15 protein-coding genes are annotated in these 17,385 nt (G+C 68.1%); 4 read left to right on the plus strand and 11 right to left on the minus strand.

What is annotated here, in order from left to right; all coding sequences use genetic code 11:
* Window positions 1–119: 119 nt before the first annotated feature.
* The gene (locus tag ACFXHE_RS11920) at window positions 120–1,157 is read right to left on the minus strand and encodes a sulfate ABC transporter substrate-binding protein (protein WP_379382324.1); all 1,038 of its coding nucleotides are present in this window, start codon (window positions 1,155–1,157) and stop codon (window positions 120–122) included.
* A gap of 189 nt (window positions 1,158–1,346) precedes the next feature.
* Window positions 1,347–1,436 (minus strand): Ms4533A family Cys-rich leader peptide, encoded by a 90-nt coding sequence (locus ACFXHE_RS11925; protein ID WP_328601465.1) that lies wholly within the window; start codon window positions 1,434–1,436, stop codon window positions 1,347–1,349.
* A 144-nt stretch (window positions 1,437–1,580) separates the two neighbouring features.
* On the opposite strand from ACFXHE_RS11925, the gene ACFXHE_RS11930 reads away from it, so the two are divergent.
* Window positions 1,581–2,624 carry a M48 family metallopeptidase gene (locus tag ACFXHE_RS11930; RefSeq protein WP_379382326.1) on the plus strand — a complete coding sequence of 348 codons (1,044 nt, stop codon included), beginning with the start codon at window positions 1,581–1,583 and terminating at the stop codon, window positions 2,622–2,624.
* Window positions 2,625–2,694: 70 nt separating this feature from the next.
* Here the strand turns inward: ACFXHE_RS11930 and ACFXHE_RS11935 are convergent, their stop codons facing one another.
* Window positions 2,695–2,943, minus strand: coding sequence for a hypothetical protein (locus ACFXHE_RS11935; RefSeq protein ID WP_379382328.1), 249 nt, complete (start codon window positions 2,941–2,943; stop codon window positions 2,695–2,697).
* Window positions 2,944–3,071: 128 nt separating this feature from the next.
* Window positions 3,072–3,308, minus strand: coding sequence for a hypothetical protein (locus ACFXHE_RS11940; RefSeq protein WP_379382330.1), 237 nt, complete (start codon window positions 3,306–3,308; stop codon window positions 3,072–3,074).
* A 237-nt stretch (window positions 3,309–3,545) separates the two neighbouring features.
* On the opposite strand from ACFXHE_RS11940, the gene ACFXHE_RS11945 reads away from it, so the two are divergent.
* Window positions 3,546–5,444 carry a glycoside hydrolase family 15 protein gene (locus ACFXHE_RS11945; protein WP_379382825.1) on the plus strand — a complete coding sequence of 633 codons (1,899 nt, stop codon included), beginning with the start codon at window positions 3,546–3,548 and terminating at the stop codon, window positions 5,442–5,444.
* A gap of 67 nt (window positions 5,445–5,511) precedes the next feature.
* Here the strand turns inward: ACFXHE_RS11945 and ACFXHE_RS11950 are convergent, their stop codons facing one another.
* From ACFXHE_RS11950 to lepA, 3 genes are all read right to left on the minus strand, one after another.
* The gene (locus ACFXHE_RS11950) at window positions 5,512–7,326 is read right to left on the minus strand and encodes a hypothetical protein (protein ID WP_379382332.1); all 1,815 of its coding nucleotides are present in this window, start codon (window positions 7,324–7,326) and stop codon (window positions 5,512–5,514) included.
* Window positions 7,323–9,557 carry a hypothetical protein gene (locus ACFXHE_RS11955; RefSeq protein ID WP_379382333.1) on the minus strand — a complete coding sequence of 745 codons (2,235 nt, stop codon included), beginning with the start codon at window positions 9,555–9,557 and terminating at the stop codon, window positions 7,323–7,325. Before ACFXHE_RS11955 ends, ACFXHE_RS11950 begins: the two co-directional genes overlap by 4 nt.
* Window positions 9,558–9,776: 219 nt before the next feature.
* Window positions 9,777–11,624 (minus strand): translation elongation factor 4, encoded by a 1,848-nt coding sequence (gene lepA, locus ACFXHE_RS11960; RefSeq protein ID WP_379382335.1) that lies wholly within the window; start codon window positions 11,622–11,624, stop codon window positions 9,777–9,779.
* A 156-nt stretch (window positions 11,625–11,780) separates the two neighbouring features.
* On the opposite strand from lepA, the gene ACFXHE_RS11965 reads away from it, so the two are divergent.
* On the plus strand, window positions 11,781–12,362 hold the full coding sequence (locus tag ACFXHE_RS11965; RefSeq protein WP_379382337.1) for a type II toxin-antitoxin system PemK/MazF family toxin: 582 nt from the start codon (window positions 11,781–11,783) through the stop codon (window positions 12,360–12,362).
* A gap of 61 nt (window positions 12,363–12,423) precedes the next feature.
* Here the strand turns inward: ACFXHE_RS11965 and ACFXHE_RS11970 are convergent, their stop codons facing one another.
* From ACFXHE_RS11970 to ACFXHE_RS11985, 4 genes are all read right to left on the minus strand, one after another.
* Window positions 12,424–13,203 carry an aquaporin gene (locus ACFXHE_RS11970; protein ID WP_379382339.1) on the minus strand — a complete coding sequence of 260 codons (780 nt, stop codon included), beginning with the start codon at window positions 13,201–13,203 and terminating at the stop codon, window positions 12,424–12,426.
* A 64-nt stretch (window positions 13,204–13,267) separates the two neighbouring features.
* A complete protein-coding gene (locus ACFXHE_RS11975) occupies window positions 13,268–14,101 on the minus strand; it encodes a transglutaminase domain-containing protein (protein ID WP_379382827.1) in 834 nt (277 codons plus the stop codon).
* 8 nt (window positions 14,102–14,109) lie between these two features.
* Window positions 14,110–15,081, minus strand: coding sequence for an alpha-E domain-containing protein (locus tag ACFXHE_RS11980; protein ID WP_379382341.1), 972 nt, complete (start codon window positions 15,079–15,081; stop codon window positions 14,110–14,112).
* Between the two features lie 63 nt (window positions 15,082–15,144).
* Window positions 15,145–16,809: a circularly permuted type 2 ATP-grasp protein gene (locus ACFXHE_RS11985; protein WP_379382343.1), complete on the minus strand. Its 1,665-nt coding sequence runs from the start codon at window positions 16,807–16,809 to the stop codon at window positions 15,145–15,147.
* A gap of 211 nt (window positions 16,810–17,020) precedes the next feature.
* Between ACFXHE_RS11985 and rpsT the strand changes: the two genes are divergently transcribed.
* Entirely contained in the window at window positions 17,021–17,284 is a 264-nt protein-coding gene (gene rpsT, locus ACFXHE_RS11990) for a 30S ribosomal protein S20 (RefSeq protein WP_033086444.1), read from the plus strand.
* The last annotated feature ends 101 nt before the right edge of the window (window positions 17,285–17,385 follow it).

Here is a 17,385-nt window from a genome sequence, read left to right on the forward strand (position 1 = left end):
CGGACCCGCCGACCGACGCGGGTTGTCGTCTACCGAAACGCCGGAACCAGGATCGGCTCCGGCGTTCGAACTGCTGTCACTCACGGTTTCGAGTATCGCTTGTGTCGCAGGTCACCCGGCTACTTGGTGGCCTTGTCGTAGATCTGGGCCACCGAACCGGTGTTCGGTGTGAACAGATCCTTGTCCACGACCTTCCAGCCACCCAGATCGTCGATGGTGTACAGCTTCTGCGGGGTCGGGAAGTCCTTGGCGTGGTCCGCGCGCACCTGCGGATCGACCGGGCGGAAGCCCGCCTCGGCGAACGCCTGCTGCGCGTCCTTGGTGTAGAGGAAGTCGCGGAAGGCGATGGCCTGCTTGAGGTTCTTGGCGTTCTTCAGCACCGCGACCGGGTTGTCGATCCGGAAGGTGGTGTCGGGCACGATGTGCTCGATCGGATCGCCCTTGGTCTCGGAGAAGATGGCCTCGTTCTCGTAGCTGATCAGCACGTCACCGGTGCCCTGCAGGAAGGCGTCGGTGGCCTCGCGGCCCGACTTCGGCTGCACGTGCACGTGGGTGAGCAGCTGGCTCAGGTAGTCCAGACCGGCCTGCGGGTTCTTGCCGCCCTCGCTCTTGGCGGCGTACGGGGCCAGCAGGTTCCACTTGGCCGAGCCCGAGCTGAACGGGTTGGGGGTGACCACCTCGATGCCCGGCTTGAGCAGGTCGTCCCAGTTCTTGATGCCCTTCGGATTGCCCTTGCGGACCGCGATGGCCACCACCGAACCGAACGGAACACCCTTGTTGGCGTCGGAGTTCCAGCCCGCGTCGATCTGACCGGAGTCCACCAGGCGGGTGATGTCGGGCTCGACGGAGAAGCTCACCACGTCCGCCTCGGCGCCGTCCTTCACCTTGCGGGACTGATCGCCGGAGGGACCGTAGGAAGCCTGGAACTGGGTGCCCTTGCCGGCATCGGTCTTGTTGAAGACCGGAATCACCTTGTCGTAGGCGGCCTTCGCCACCGAGTAGGCGTAGAGGTTGATATTGCCGCCGCCTCCGCTGGCCGGACCGCTGTCCTTGGTGTCGCTCGCGCCGCCGCTGCAGGCGGTGAGCACGGTGGCCGCGACCGCGGTGAGGGCGACGGCGAAGGTAGATCGGCGGGAGAGGCGAATATTGCGCGACATCGGCGTGGACCTTTCGGGGCACCCGCCGGTGGGACGTCGACCGGCGGGAATGAACGTACTGCCGTAGACCCGTCGCGTGGGATGTCGCGACGGTGGCGCTCCGGCCCGAGGGCCGCCGGGGGACGAACACGAACTGCGAAAAATGCGCGCGCCAAGTCTACTCAGACGTGCAGCAGTGCCCGATCGGCATCAGCGACAGTGAATGTCCGCGACCGCGAGGCAACCCACAGCGATCAACGCCAATTCATGGCGGACCTGGGGCACAACACTCGACGACACCCGGCGACTTTAGCAGAGCAGCACGTCAGGTGGCGAATTTCGGACGGCGGTTGGAATCGACTCGAACACAACCCTGGACGGACGCGGCAGACTGTATCGAGCGGCCCGATACCGCGTCGCCTGCTGAAAACATATGGGGGATCGATGACCACACCCGCTCGTCTCCGCCGGGAGTTCCCCGGCATCTCCACTCGCGCCTGGGAGCATCCCGCCGACCGCACCGCACTGGTCGGGCTACGGCAGCTGAGTGGATTCGACACCCTGCTGCGCACGCTGTCCGGGTTGTTGCAGGAGCGGCAGCACCGGCTCATGTACCTGGCGACCGCGGTACGGGTCGACGAGCGGCAGTTCAAGAACATCCATCAGCTGCGCCAGGACGCGGTGAAGATCCTCGACGCGCAGCGCACGCCGGAGATGTTCGTGTTGCAGCAGCCGGAGGCCAATGCCTTCACCATCGGCATGGACCGGCCGTTCATAGTGCTGACCACCGGGCTGCTGGATCTGCTCGATCACGAGGAACTGCGGTTCGTGGTCGGCCACGAACTCGGGCACGCCCTGTCGGGGCACGCGGTCTACCGGACCATGCTCATGCACCTGATGCGGCTGGCGGCCAATGTCGGCTGGATGCCGGTGGGCGGCTGGGCTTTACGCGCCATCGTGGCGGCGCTGCTGGAGTGGAGCCGCAAGTCCGAGCTGTCCGGCGACCGGGCCGGGCTGCTGGTCGGACAGGACGTGGAGGCGTCGGTCCGGGTGCACATGAAGCTGGCGGGCGGATCGCGGGTGGACCAGATGAGCCATGCTGCCTTCCTGGCCCAGGCCGATGACTACGACCGGGCCGGTGACCTGCGCGACGGCGTGCTCAAACTCCTCAATCTGGAGCTGCAGACCCATCCGTTCTCGGTGCTGCGGGCCGCCGAACTGCGACGCTGGATCGCGAGCGGCGACTACGACCGGATTCTCGACGGCCAGTACCCGCGCCGGGACCAGGACAAGAACGCCCGCATCAGCGAGGAGATCAAACACGCCGCCCGGTCCTACCGGGAGAACTTCGACCAGTCCGAGGACCCCCTGATCCGCACCGTACGCAACCTCGGCCGCGATGTCGGGGCCGCGGTCGGCACGGTGGGTCAGGAAGTCAGCGACACACTGTCGAAGCTGGGCAAGCGAATCCGCGGATCCGACGACTGACAAGGAAATGGGGGTGCGGGGGCCGAGCGCCCGCACCCCCATTCGAGTCGAAGCTCGGTAACCCGCGGGGTTACTCGTCGCCCTCGACCACGGGCGGGGTCTCGAGGATGTCGAGGATCCACTCCTCGGTGGCGCTCTCGGCATCCTCCTCGTCGGGACGGATGCGGTTGGTGAGGCGCACGCCCAGGCCCAGCAGCTGGGCGGCCTTCACCATGTCGATGGCCTCGTCGGGGCCGCAGAAGTGGGTGGCGATCAGACGGGGCTCGTCCTCGAAGTCTTCTTCGGACAGCACCAGTTCCAGGCCTTCATCGGTTGACATGGGTCTGCACAGTACGCCGAGAATTCGCCCGAGTGGTACCGAAACTCGCTCAGCGAGTGAACAACCAGGCGACGACTACGAGAACAAGAAGTGCGATCAGGGCGAGCTGGACACGAGAGCGAGGCATCTCAGGCGGCTTCCTTCCGGATGCGGCGCGGCGGCGTGGCGGGGATCGCGGCCTCCCGGGCGGCGATCCGATCACGGCCGAGCACGTGCAGCACCACCCGCAGCGTCCGGTCGAGCAGGTAGGCGATGGCCAGGCAGACCGGCACCATGGCGGCCAGCACCACCGCGAACTGGGGAACGAAGGGCAGGCCGGCCACCCAGAGTTCGACGCCGTCCCACCATCCTGCAATCGCATGCACGACCCCAGCCTAGGCCGACATCGCGGCGGTGGACGATTCGGGCTGCCCGGGCAGATGATGTTGGGTATGGAGTCGTACGACGAGCCCGAGAACAGCGAACGGCCGCTCGGCAGCGAGATCGATGTCGATCCTGCCGAAACCTGCGACGAACCGTCCGAGGTGGACGCACCGCGCGACGGACTGGACCGGACCGACCCGACCCTGTCCGACAGCTTCCTGCCTTCCGCCGTCGGCGGCATGCATCATTCGGTGTATCCCCCGATCGACGACTACGCCTTTCTGTCCGACTGCGAGACCAGTTGCTTGATCGCCCGCAATGGCTCGGTCGAGTGGATGTGTGTGCCGCGCCCGGACTCCCCCAGTGTCTTCGGAGCCATGCTGGACCGCAGCGCCGGACATTTCCGCCTCGGCCCTTACGGCCGCAATGTGCCCGCGGCGCGCCGGTATCTGCCGGGCGGGCTGATCGTCGAAACCACGTGGCAGACCGAGACCGGCTGGCTCATCGTGCGCGACGCGCTGGTGCTGGGCCCGTGGCACAACAACCGCTCCCGCAGCCGCAGTCACAAGCGCACGCCCATGGACTGGGATGCCGAGCACATACTGCTGCGCACGGTGAAGTGCGTGAACGGCGTGGTGGAGCTGGAGATGAGCTGCGAGCCCGCCTTCGACTACCACCGCGGCCCGGCCACCTGGCACTACAGCGGCGACGTGTACGAAAGGGCCAGTGCCACCTGCGATATCGAGGGCGCCCCGGCCCTGACGCTGACCACCGATCTGCGGCTGGGGCTGGAGGGCCGCGAGGCCCGCGCCCGCACCCGGATGAAGGAGGGCGACGAGGTGTTCGTGGCCCTGTCCTGGTCGGACCTGCCGCCGCCGCGCACCTTCGCCGAGGCGGCGGACAAGATGTGGCAGACCACCGAGTGCTGGCGGCAGTGGATCACGCTGGGGCGCTTCCCCGATCATCCGTGGCGCGGGTACCTGCAGCGCAGCGCGCTGACGCTGAAGGGCCTCACCTACGCGCCGACCGGGGCGCTGCTGGCCGCCTCAACCACTTCGCTACCGGAAACCCCTGGCGGCGAACGGAACTGGGACTACCGTTACACCTGGGTGCGCGACTCGTCGTTCGCACTGTGGGGCCTGTACACGCTCGGGCTGGATCGCGAGGCCGACGATTTCTTCGCCTTCCTGCACGATGTCACCACCGATGACGAGGGGAAGCCCACTCCGCTGCAGGTGCTGTACGGCATCGGCGGGGAACGTGAGATAACCGAATCCGAGCTCCCGCACCTGTCCGGCTACGACGGCGCGCGGCCGGTGCGCATCGGCAACGGCGCCTACAACCAGGACCAGCATGACATCTGGGGCACGATTCTGGATTCCGTTTTCCTGCACGTGAAATCACGTCAGCAGGTACCGGAAACCTTGTGGCCCATGCTCGAACGGCAGGTGCAGGCCGCAATCGAGAACTGGCGCAACCCGGATCGCGGCATCTGGGAGGTGCGCGGCGAGCCACAGCACTTCACGTCGTCCAAGGTCATGTGCTGGGTGGCGCTGGACCGTGGCGCGAAACTGGCCGAGCTGCACGCGGAATTCGACTACGCCAAGAAGTGGCACGATATCGCCGACGAGATCCGCGCCGACATCCTCGACAACGGCGTGAACTCCGAAGGCGTCTTCACCCAGAGCTACGGCAGCGACACCCTGGATGCCTCACTGCTGCTGGTGGTGCTGGTCCGCTTCCTGCCACCCACCGATCATCGGGTCCGCGCCACGGTGCTGGCCATCGCCGATGGCCTCACCGAGAACGGCCTGGTGCTGCGCTACCGCACCGAGACCACCGACGACGGCCTGTCGGGCGAGGAGGGTTCGTTCACCATCTGCTCGTTCTGGCTGGTGTCGGCGCTGGTGGAAATCGGTGAGCTGCAACGCGCCCGGCAACTGTGCGAGCGGCTGCTCGGCTACGCCAGCCCGCTCAAGCTGTACGCCGAGGAGATCGACTCGCGGACCGGACGCCACCTGGGCAACTTCCCGCAGGCGTTCACCCACCTGGCGCTCATCAATGCCGTCATGCACGTGATCCGGGGGGAAGAATCCCGGCACACCGGCCAGTTCCATCCGGCACACCCGGGGCGCTGAGAAAGGCATGCGGGAAAAGGAATCGGCCGCTATCGCGGCCGATTCCTTTTTACACGAGGTGTTCTCGTCAGTACGAGGGGTTCTCGCCGATCGCGTCCGCGTGCTCGCGGATATCGCGCAACCGGACCAGCGAGCGCTCGATCTCGGTCAGCCGCGCCTCCCGGCCCGCACCCGAGTGCACGGTGGCCGCCTCCTCCGCGGCGCGCAGCGAGGCGTCCACCGAACGCAGTGTGGCCGTGGCGATCTCGGTGAAGTGATCGCGCAGGCTGCGCTGCACCACGCGCAGCCGATAGCGGGACTCCTTGCTCACCTGGAAGATCACATCGTCCATGAGCCGGGCCACCGCCATCTTGGCCTCGGCCTGGCGGCGCTGGCGGCGGGCCTTGCGGTCGTCCCACAGCGCGTTCACGCCCAGCAGCACGGCCGCGCCGCCGGAGTACCAGTTCACCAGCGACATGTGCAGCAGGCTGGTGATCAGGCCGACCATGAGCAGGCCGCCATAGGAGCCGCGCAGGGCGGTCAGCACCTGCTGGGTGATGCCGTGCTTGGCGCTGTCCAGATTGTCCAGCGCGGCAACGGGTTCCAGCACCGCGCCGACATCGCCCGGATTGTCGAGCTTGAGATCGGGGGTGGGGATGCCGCTGTCGGGGAACTTCGCCGCCACCTGCTCGGCCAGCTCCACCGACCGATAGTGGGCGATGACGAAGTTCTCCTCCACCGCCTCACAGATCTTGGCGTCCAGATCCGCGCCGAAATCCGCCCAGCGCCGGACCGGATCGCCCTTCATGATGTCGGCCTCGGCGTCGCGGATCAGGCTGCGCAGCCGGTGCCGCAGATCGTGTTCGGTGTCGGCCATCAGCTCGCCCGCGCCGTCGGCCAGGGTGACCTGCCAGTTCGCCGAGCGCTGGCGGAGCTGCTCGGCCTCCTCGCGGGTACGGCGGAGCTGCTCGGTGATGACGGTCAGCCGGCGCGGATCCCGCAGCGTCTCGGCCTCACTGCGCAGGGCCAGCGACAGATGGTCGGTGATGAGCCGGATGTCGCGCACCGCGGCCTCCACCGCGACGGCGTCCGCGCGGCCCAGTACATAGGAGCGCAGATGGTCGAGCAGTTGCGGCACACCGGATTCCAGATCCAGCTGCGCGTCCCCCGCGGCAGCGGCGTGCTCGTGCAGCCGCGCCGAGGCCGGGGCCACCGCGAAGGCCAGCCCGGCGTCGTCGAGCAGTTGGCGGTCGTGCTGCTGCACCTGCGGCCACTGCGGATACTGGTCGATCTTGTTGAGCACGCAGACAACCGTCGGGCAGACCTGCTGAATCCGCTGCAGCTGCTCGATCTGCGCCGGGGTGAACGGCGCCCGGGCATCGGCCACATACAGCACCGCGTCCGCGGCGGCGATCAGCGACCAAGTGGCCGGCGCCTCGGCGGGCGCGCCGGGCGCGTCCAGCACCACGAAGCCCTCCGCCAGCAGCGGGCTGGGCTGGGTGAACTCGGCCCGGATGACGTCCCCGGAATCCAGCTCGGCCAGCGCCGCCTGCGGATCCACGGCGGTGCGCTGGGCGGTGCCGCCCGGGCTCGCCTTCACCAGGGTGGCGCTGGGCTGCGGACCGTACTCGGCGATAACCGGGACGCTGGCCTGGCCCTCGGTGGCGCTCACCGCGGCCCCGACCAGGCTGTTGACCAGCGTGCTCATCCCGCTCTTGGATTCGCCCGCCACGACCAGCCGCACCCGCGGGTCGGCCAGGCGCGCACGCGCGATGCCCAGCCGCCCGGACAGATCGAGCCGGCCGGAGGCGTGGGTCAATTCGAGCAGCCGGTCGAGCAGGTCGACCAGCGGACCCAGCGCATCGGGATTCTTCACCGCTACCTGATGACCGGCGGCGCTCACAGCAGCAGCATGTGATCGCCCGGACCCTGCACCGGGGAGTGGGCGTCGACGAACGAGGCATCGGGACCGAGGCCGGAGAACAGCCCGGCATCGTGCACCAGCAGACCGCCGGCGTGCACCGAGAGCGGGTGCAGCGCGGAGTCGTCGGCGATCGGCAGCACGTGGTTACCCGAATCGAACTGGTCCGCTATGGGTTTCACCGGCTGCGGCGGGTCGATGTGCGGCGGCGTGGTGATCGGCTGCTGCACGGTCGGCGCCGGGGCGACGGTCGGCACGGGCGCGACCGAAACACTGGGCTGCCCACTGTGATCGGGCACGGTCGGCACGGTCGGCTGCGCCGTCGGGTGCGGCGGGTTGGTGACGGTCGGCTGATGGGTCGGCACGGGCTCGTCGGTCGGCACCGTGACGGTCGGCGTGCTGCCGTGGGTGCCGGAATCGTCGACCGGCTTCTGCGGCTTGACGGTGACGTCGGTGTCGCCACCGGAGGTCACCGGCGGAGTCACCACCGGGGTGCTGCCGCCCTTGGTGAGATCGGGGTCCAGGCCCGGGATCTTGGTGGTCGGAATCGGCGGCACGGTGGTGAATACCGGCGCGGGATCGATCTTGGCCGGAACGCTGACGTGCGGAGCGGGCGTCGGCGTCGCCACCGGCGGCACCGGCTTGTCCACCAGGGGCGACGGGTGGACGGGCGCAGTGGGCTCACCGCTGGCCAGCACCGGCTGGCGACCATGATCGAACAGTGCGGGGGCCACGGCCGCGGGTGCGGTCAGCGGCGACGGGCCACCGTGTGTCGACAGCAGATTCGCGATCGGCTGGTTGGCGGCATCGGGCTGAATGGTGGTCTGCAACGGCGTCACCGCGACCGGCTGCGCCATGGACACCGGCGCGACCGCGACGGGCGCGGCGGCCACAGGCACCACGGGTGCGGCGACCGGCGTCGAGACCGGGGTGACGGCGGCGGGCGCGACCGGAGCAGTCTGCGCGGCCGGAATGGTGGTCAGCGAGATCGGGTTCGACGGCGCGGCGGCGGCGCCGGGCAGCGTGAACGCGCCGCCCGGCGAGCCGGCCCCCGGAAGCTGCGAATTCGCACCGGGCACAGCGGAAGTGGGGGCTCCGGCACCGCCCGCCGGGGAATCGGCCGGGCCGTGTGCCTGCCCCGGAAGGGCTGGGGTGCCGGTGGTCGCCGACGAGTTCGAGGAGCCGAAGGGCTGGCCCATATTGTTGGGCTTGTCCGCACCCGGCAGGCTGGGCGCGCCGCCGTTGCCGGGCAGTGTGGTGTTCGCCGGGATGTGCGAAATCCCCTGTCCCAGTTGCTGACCGAAGGCATCGAGCTGATGCCCGACCGCACCGGCGCCGACATCGGCCGACAGGTTCGAGTGGAACCACACGCCGTCCAGCCCGACGTGCGCGTCGAAGGCCCAGTTGGTGCCGACGAACATGCCGGCGCCGTCGCCGCCGGTGGCGCCGACGCCGTCGAAGGCCCCCGAGTGGTCGGGCAGGCCGGTCTGCCCGTTGGGCGCGAACGACGCGCCGTTCATTCCGGGCAGGTGCATCGCCCCGCCCGCGCCGGGCAGGTGCATGGCATCGGTGCCGGGCAGGCCGAACCCGGGCAGACCCATCCCGGGCAGCGCGGTGCCCGGCAGGGTCGGCAAGCCGGGCAGCATCCCCGGCTGTTGCTGGTCGAGCGTCGGCAGTTGCGGTTGTGCCTGTCCCGGAACCGATTCCGACTGCTGATCGGTGTCGAGCGGCAGACCCCAGCCGGGACGCGGTCCGTAGGTCGGCAGGCCGGACGCGCCGGTGTCGGTGTCGGGCAGGCCGAGGCCGTGGAAGGCGGAGATCGCCGGGTCGTTGGCCGGGATCGCGTCGAGCGACGGGAACAGGCCCGCGTCGGTGCCGTGCTGGTAGTCGCCGAGCGGGCCGAAGTGCCCGTTCACCGGCGCGGCGGCCGCCGGACCGTGGTGCGGGAGCACCGAATCCGCGGTCAGGTCGGGGAAGGTGATGGTCGGGCTCGGCACATTGGGCTGCGGGTCCTCGACCTGCGACCAGCCCACGTTCTTGCTGTCGTGGTTGATGGCCGGGGTGCCGCCGTGATTGCCGCCGGCGGCGATGAGCGCGCCACCGGTGACGTATGCGCCTGCCCTGGCCACGCGGGCGACTCCGTTGGCAATGCGGTAGGCGGCGTCTCCGTCGTCGTCACCGGCAGCATCGTCGAAGGGCAGATCACGCGTCATCTGGGCTCCGCTCTCAGGGCTTCGGCGACCCGCCGCGCAGGCCGCCGAACCGAACTCGTTTCACACCCTATTTCCGGATAACCGGTCTGTCACATCCACCAGGTCGGAGGCGGTGTGCAGCGGTGCGTCACATAGCTTGTCACCCGGCATATCAGTACGGAAGACCCATTTTCCGGCTGCATACCGAACCTTGCACCTGACCGGCCTACCGGGAGTCTGCTACTTCTTCTTGTCCGTGGCGGAATCCGTGGACAGCGCGGCCACGAAGGCTTCCTGCGGCACCTCGACGCGGCCGATCGTCTTCATGCGCTTCTTGCCTTCCTTCTGCTTCTCGAGCAGCTTGCGCTTACGGCTGATGTCACCGCCGTAGCACTTGGCCAGCACGTCCTTGCGGATGGCCCGAATGTTCTCGCGCGCAATGACCTTCGAGCCGATGGCGGCCTGAATCGGCACCTCGAACTGCTGGCGCGGGATGAGCTCGCGCAGCTTGGTGGTCATCTTGTGGCCGTAGGCCTGGGCGGCGTCCTTGTGCACGATGGCCGAGAACGCGTCGACCGCCTCGCCCTGCAGCAGGATGTCCACCTTGACCAATGCGGACTGCTGTTCGCCGGCCTCCTCGTAGTCGAGCGAGGCGTAGCCGCGGGTGCGCGACTTCAGCGAGTCGAAGAAGTCGAAGATGATCTCGGCCATGGGCAGGGTGTACCGCATCTCGACGCGGGTCTCCGACAGGTAGTCCATGCCCAGCAGTTCGCCGCGGCGAGACTGGCACAGCTCCATGATGGTGCCGATGAACTCGCTCGGCGCGATCACGGTGCACCGGGTGATGGGCTCGTAGATCTCGCGCACCTTGCCCTCGGGCCAGTACGACGGGTTGGTGACGACGTGCTCGGTGCCGTCCTCCATGACCACGCGGTAGATCACGTTCGGGGCGGTGGAGATCAGGTCGAGGCCGAACTCGCGCTCGAGCCGCTCGCGGGTGATCTCCATGTGCAGCAGGCCGAGGAAGCCGCAGCGGAAGCCGAAGCCCAGGGCGACCGAGGTTTCCGGCACATAGGTCAGCGCGGCATCGTTGAGCTGCAGCTTGTCCAGCGCGTCGCGCAGGTTCGGGTAGTCCGACCCGTCGACCGGGTACAGACCGGAGTAGACCATCGGCCGCGGTTCGCGGTAGCCGGTCAGCGCCTCGGTCGCGCCGTCGCGGGCGGTGGTGATGGTGTCACCGACCTTGGACTGACGCACGTCCTTCACACCGGTGATGAGGTAGCCGACCTCGCCGACGCCGAGGCCCTGGGTGGGCTTGGGTTCGGGTGAGACGATGCCGATTTCGAGCAGTTCGTGCGTCGCGCCGGTGGACATCATCTTGATCTTCTGGCGCGGGACGAGCTTGCCGTCCACCACACGCACATAGGTGACGACGCCGCGGTAGGTGTCGTAGACCGAGTCGAAGATCATGGCGCGGGCCGGGGCGTCGGCCTGTCCGACCGGCGGCGGCACCACGCGGACCGCCTCATTGAGCAGTTCGGCCACGCCGACACCGGTCTTGCCGGAAACGCGCAGCACGTCCTCGGGCTCGCAGCCCACGATGTGGGCGAGCTCGGCGGCGTAGCGGTCCGGATCGGCCGCCGGGAGGTCGATCTTGTTCAGGACCGGAATGATGGTCAGGTCCTTGTCCATGGCCAGATAGAGATTGGCCAGGGTCTGCGCCTCGATGCCCTGCGCGGCGTCCACCAGCAGGATCGCGCCCTCACACGCCTCCAGCGCGCGCGACACCTCGTAGGTGAAGTCGACGTGTCCCGGGGTGTCGATCAGGTGCAGGACGTAGTCCTCGCCGTCGACCTGCCACGGCAGCCGCACGTTCTGGGCCTTGATGGTGATGCCGCGCTCACGCTCGATATCCATGCGGTCCAGGTACTGGGCGCGCATGGCCCGCTCCTCGACCACTCCGGTGAGTTGCAGCATGCGGTCGGCCAGGGTCGATTTCCCGTGGTCGATGTGCGCGATGATGCAGAAGTTCCTGATCCGGCTGGGATCGGTGAACGTCTTGTCGGCGAAGCTGCTAATCGGAGTCACTCCTCGGCATGGCGAAACAGCGGCATGTCAACCCGAAAGTCTACGGTGCTGGACCGGATGCTCTCGCCCCGGCGTTCCCTGCGCGCGAACCGCCCATCGGCGCAGGCGAATCCGGTACAGGTGAGAATCCCGGTGTCCGCCGTTAGGCTGCCGGACATGGCCGGCAGGTGGAACGCTCTGGGGAAGCAGTTGGGGATCGTGGCTAAGGAGCAGGGCACCCAGCTCGTCACGCAGCAGGCCCCGAAGTTGATCGGGCGGGTGCGGCAGTCGACGATGTGGGACCGTGCGCTGAAGGCGGTGGGGACGCCGCGCAAGGGTCCGGGCGTCAATGTCCGGCCGACCTCGTCGTCGGGAGTGCCGTCGCACGAACGCGCGCGCCGCATCGTCTACAGCCCGCAGCTCGACGGCCGGGCCGATCCCGGCGAGATCGTGTGGACCTGGGTCCCCTACGAGGAGGACCCGGACAACGGCAAGGACCGCCCGGTGCTGGTGGTCGGCCGCGAGGGCGACACACTGCTCGGGCTCATGCTGTCCTCGAATTCCGAACATGCGCATCATCCCAACTGGGTGGGCATCGGCTCCGGCCCGTGGGACAGCGCCGAACGCGACAGCTGGGTGCGACTGGATCGTGTCCTGGATGTCCCGGAGATGGGCATTCGCCGCGAGGGCGCGATCCTCCCCCGCAAGACATTCGACCGGGTGGCGCACCGGCTCTGCGCCGAATACCACTGGCACTAGCGCCTTCCCGGAAGACGAGCGAACCCCGCTCCGGCGGAGCGGGGTTCGGGACCGAGAGCGGTCAGCTCACCATATTGCGGGAGCGGCCGTAGATCATGCCGTAGACCAGTGACCCGAGAACGCCGCCGATCAGCGGGAAGACGATGAACACCCACAGCTGCGCGGGTGCGCCGTCCTGATAGAACGCGACGGCCAGGCTGCGGGCCGGGTTCACCGAGGTGTTGTCGACCGGGATCGAGATCAGGTGGATCACGGCGAGCGTGAAGCCGATCGAGAGCCCGGCCAGCGGAATGTCGGAGAGCTGATCGGTGGAGGCCAGCACCACGAACACCAGCAGCGCGGTCAGGATCACCTCGACCGTTATGGCCGCCGCAAGACCGTAGCCATTGGTGGTGACGTCGCCGAGTACCAGCTTCGACGGGCTGTGCTCGCCCCAGCCGTTCGCTGCCAGGCCGTCCTTGGCGCGATCGTAGGAGGGCAGGTTCTTGGCGATGGCGTAGACGACCGTGCCCGCGAGCAGGCCGCCGATGATCTGCGCGACCCAGTAGGCCGCCGCCACCACGATGGTCACCCGGCCCAGCAGCAGCTGGCCGACCGTGACCGCCGGGTTCACGTGGCAACCCGAGATGGGGCCGATCGAGTAGACCAGGAACAGCAGGGTCAGGCCGAATGCCAGTGCGATGCCGAGCGCGCCGACCCGGCTCCCCGCCAGCACCGCGGTGCCGACACCGCCGAGGACCAGCACGAATGTGCCCAATGCCTCGGCGAATACCTTGCGCCCCAGGGTGGGCGGTGTCAGATCGGTGAGATCCTCGGCGACTTCCTGAGCTGTGGGGGACATCGGCTACCTTCCGCTGGCATGGACAACGCACCGACAAGAACCGGCGGCGCGAGCCGAAAACGCCTCAGGCCAGGCGAGTTATCTCCACTACGACCTCGAGATCGGTCGAGCCGCTCCCGCTGAAGATACCTTTGAGAGGGGGCACATCCGCGTAATCACGCCCCACCCCGACTGATACGTGTTGCTCGGTGACCGGGATGTTGTTGGTCGGGTCGTAGCCCCACCACTGCCCGGTCCAGGCCTCCACCCAGGCGTGCATCTGGCCCGCGACGGTGTGGCCGACCTCGGCGGACGGGTCCGGATGCAGGTAGCCGGACACGTAGCGGCTGGGAATCCCCATGCCGCGCAACAGCAGCAGCGTGAGGTGCGCGTAATCCTGGCACACGCCTTGCCGTTCGGCGAAGGCCTGCACCGCCGAGGTGTGCACCGAGGTGGTCCCGGCCAGGTAGTTCATCTCCCGGTGCACCCATTCCGAGGCCCGGACAACCGCTTTCGCCGGCGACACGCCGCGCGCCAGCTGCCGGGCCACCGGGGCCAGCCGCCGCTTCTCGCGCGGCACGTAGACGGTGGGTTCGAGCAGTTCGTCGAAGCGGTCGGCAATGGCGTCGTCGCGCAACTCCTCCCAGGCCAGCTCCTCGGGCGGCCCGGCGAACGGCTCGGTCTCGACGACCGAGGCGCTGGTGACCTCCAGCTCGGTGTGCGGGGCGTGCAGGTCGAAGGCGGTCACCGCCGTTCCCCAGTAGTCGATGTAGCGGTAGGACCGGGTGGACGGCACGGTGTCGACCCGATTGAGGATCACGGTCTGCCGGCTGTCGGCGCGCGGGGTGAGCCGGGCCTCGTTGAACGACCGCATGACCGGCGCGTCGTACACGTATCCGGTGGTGTGCACCACCCGCATTCGCCAGCTCACGCCATCTCCTCGACCCGGTCCGCGCCGCGACCGTGCAGCCCCGTCCACGCCACCCACGATTCGGCGTGGAAGTACTGCAGCGCCACGGCCTCCCCCACCTCGCGGCAGGTCTGCTGCAGCCACAGCAGCCTGCTGGGCAGATCCTCCAGCAGCACCGACGAGGGCAGGAATTCCAGTTCGCTGCGCGCCCGGCCGAGCAGGCGATGCGCTTCGTGACGCGCCGCGAACCGGCTGTTGGGGCGCTGATCCAATTCCTGCAGACAAGTTTCGGCCACCCGCAGCGAATGGAATACCGACCGCGGGAACAGGCGGTCGAGCAGGATGAATTCCGCGATCTGATTGGCGTCGAGCACGCCGCGATGGGTGCGCAGATACGGGTCGTGGGCCCCCGCCGAACGCAGCACCGTCACCCAGGCCGGCGAGGAGGTGCGGTCACCGGCGCGCGAATGCAACAGGCGCACAGTCATATCCACGCGTTCGATGGATCTGCCCAGCAGCAGGAATCGATAACCGTCGTCGCGGCTCAGGGTGGAATCGGAGAGTCCGGCGAACATGGCGGCGCGATCGGTGATGTAGTGGCAGAACTCGTGCGGCCCCAGCGCCCGTGCCGCCCGCTCGGCCGCCGCCAGCCCGTTGAAGGTGGCATTGAGGCACTCCCACATCTCGGTGGAGGTGACTTCCCGTGCACCCCGGGCATTCTCACGCGCCCGGCTGATGGAATCGACGATGGAGCCGCCGTCGCGGCCGAAGGCCACCAGCTCGGTCACCGACCACACATCCAGTTCCCGGTCCTCTTCGGGCGGCTCGATGCCCAGTACCCGCAGCAGCACCCGCGAGGTTCGGTCCGGATCGACCGTGGCGTCCTCCAGCAGCTGATGAACCGCGACATCGAGAATGCGCGCCGTATATTCGGCTCGCTCGACGTAGCGCCCGATCCAGAAGAGGGATTCGGCATTGCGCGCCAACATGATCCGACCACCTAACGCTGTAACCACCTGCCGAGCGCCATTGCTGCCGATGTTCTCGATCTACTACTGTTGTTGCTGATGGGTCCGTGCGGAAGAGATATCCCGCGACTGGTCGCGTTCCGGGGCGATCTGCAGTTCGCCGACCAGCTGCGAACCCGCCAATTCCCGTTGCGCCACAGAGGTTCTCGGTGCGAGCACCCAGGTGTCCTTGCTCCCGCCCCCTTGACTGGAATTCACCACCAGCGAGTTCGCGGGCAGCGCCACCCGGGTCAGCCCGCCCGGCAGCACCCAGATGTCGTCGCCGTCGTTGACCGCGAACGGCCGCAGGTCCACGTGCCGGGGCGCGAGCCGCCCGTCGATCTTGCTCGGCACCGTGGACAGCTGCACCACCGGCTGCGCGATCCAGCCGCGCGGATTGGCCCGCACCTTGCGCCGGGTCGCCTCCAGCTCCCGGGTGCCGGCCGCCGGGCCGATCACGATGCCGTAGCCGCCGGACCCCTCCACCGGCTTGACCACCAGTTCCGCCACCCGGTCCAGCACCTCGTCACGTTCGGCCGGTTCCCAGCAGCGGTAGGAGTCCACATTGGGCAGGATCGGTTTCTCACCCAGGTAGTACTCGATGAACGCGGGCACATAGGTATAGATGAGTTTGTCGTCGCCGACCCCGTTGCCGACCGCATTGGCCAGCACCACGGTGCCCGCGCGGGCCGCGTTCAGGATCCCGGCCACTCCGAGCATGGAGTCCGGGCGGAACTGCATGGGATCGAGGAAGTCGTCGTCGATGCGCCGATAGATGACATCCACCTGCCGCTCCCCCGCGGTGGTGCGCATATAGACGACATTGTCGCGGCAGAACAGGTCCCGGCCCTCGACCAGCTCCACCCCCATCTGCCGGGCCAGCAGCGAATGCTCGAAGTAGGCGGAGTTGTGGACGCCTGGGGTGAGCACCACGACGGTCGGGTCGGCCTCGTTGGGCGCAGCGGCGGCGCGCAGGGCGCGCAGCAGGTGGGTCGGATAGTCGCCGACGGCGCGCACCCGGTGCGAGGCGAACAGGTCGGGGAACACGCGCGCCATGGTGCGCCGGTTCTCCATGACGTAGGACACGCCCGAGGGCGAGCGCAGATTGTCTTCCAGCACCCGGAAATCCCCGTGCTCGTCGCGCACCAGGTCGATCCCGGCCACGTGGATGCGCACGCCGTTGGGCGGCACCAGGCCGGCGGCCTCGCGGTGGAAGTGCGCGCAGGAGGTCACCAGCCGTTTCGGGATTACGCGGTCGCGCAGAATGGTCTGCTCGCCGTAGACGTCGGCGAGGAATGCCTCCAGCGCGCGCACCCGCTGCCTGATGCCGCGTTCGAGTTTGGTCCATTCGCCGGCGGCGATCACCCGCGGCACCAGGTCGAGCGGGAACGGCCGCTCCTGACCGGAGAGCGAGAAGGTTATGCCCTGATCGACGAATGCGCGGTCCAGCGCCTCGGCGCGGGCGGCCAGATCCTCTGCGTCGATGGTGGCCAGGGCGTTGAATATCCCCCGGTAGGGCGCCCGCGGGCGCCCCGCGGAATCGAACATCTCGTCATAGGCACGGTCGTAGCGGCCCGGTTGATACCCCGCGAAGACGCCTGATTTATCCGATTTTTCGCGTTCCAGTCCGGAAGGAGCGAGCGCGGCGGAGGCTGACGCGGTGGATCTGTCTACTCTGGAGAGACCCGGTGCGGGTGCTGCGGGGGTCATGCAAAAATAGTCCATCACGCAGGGGCAACACGCAGTTGGACGGCGATAAATTTCTGGTTTCGGCCAGATAGCGGACAGGCTCGATTTCATTCCTCGCCGCGTCGCCTGGTAGCCTCGACTGTCGGTGCTGCAACTGCCCCTCTCGTAGTGCGCGCCCGAAGACTTTGCATCCCGCATACACCACCAAGTGAAGGAACACGAGGAAACCGGCGTGGCCAACATCAAGTCCCAGATGAAGCGGATTCGCACCAACGAGCTTGCGCGCCAGCGCAACCAGTCGGTGAAGTCCGCGCTGCGCACCTCGATCCGCAAGTTCCGCGAGGCCGCTGCGGCGGGCGAGAAGGACAAAGCGCTCGAGCTGATGCAGTCCGCGAGCAAGAGCCTGGACAAGGCCGCCTCCAAGGGCGTCATCCACGCCAACCAGGCCGCCAACAAGAAGTCGGCCCTGTCGCTGGCTTTCAACAAGCTCGGCTGATCCTGCCCGGTACACCTACCGGCATCATGCTTCTCACAGCCGCCGCGGCCACGAAGACCGCGGCGGCTTTTGTCGTGTCCGGAGCTGGCGACTTGCGCAAG

The sequence above is a fragment of the Nocardia sp. NPDC059229 genome, from assembly GCF_042754165.1.
GTDB lineage: Bacteria > Actinomycetota > Actinomycetes > Mycobacteriales > Mycobacteriaceae > Nocardia.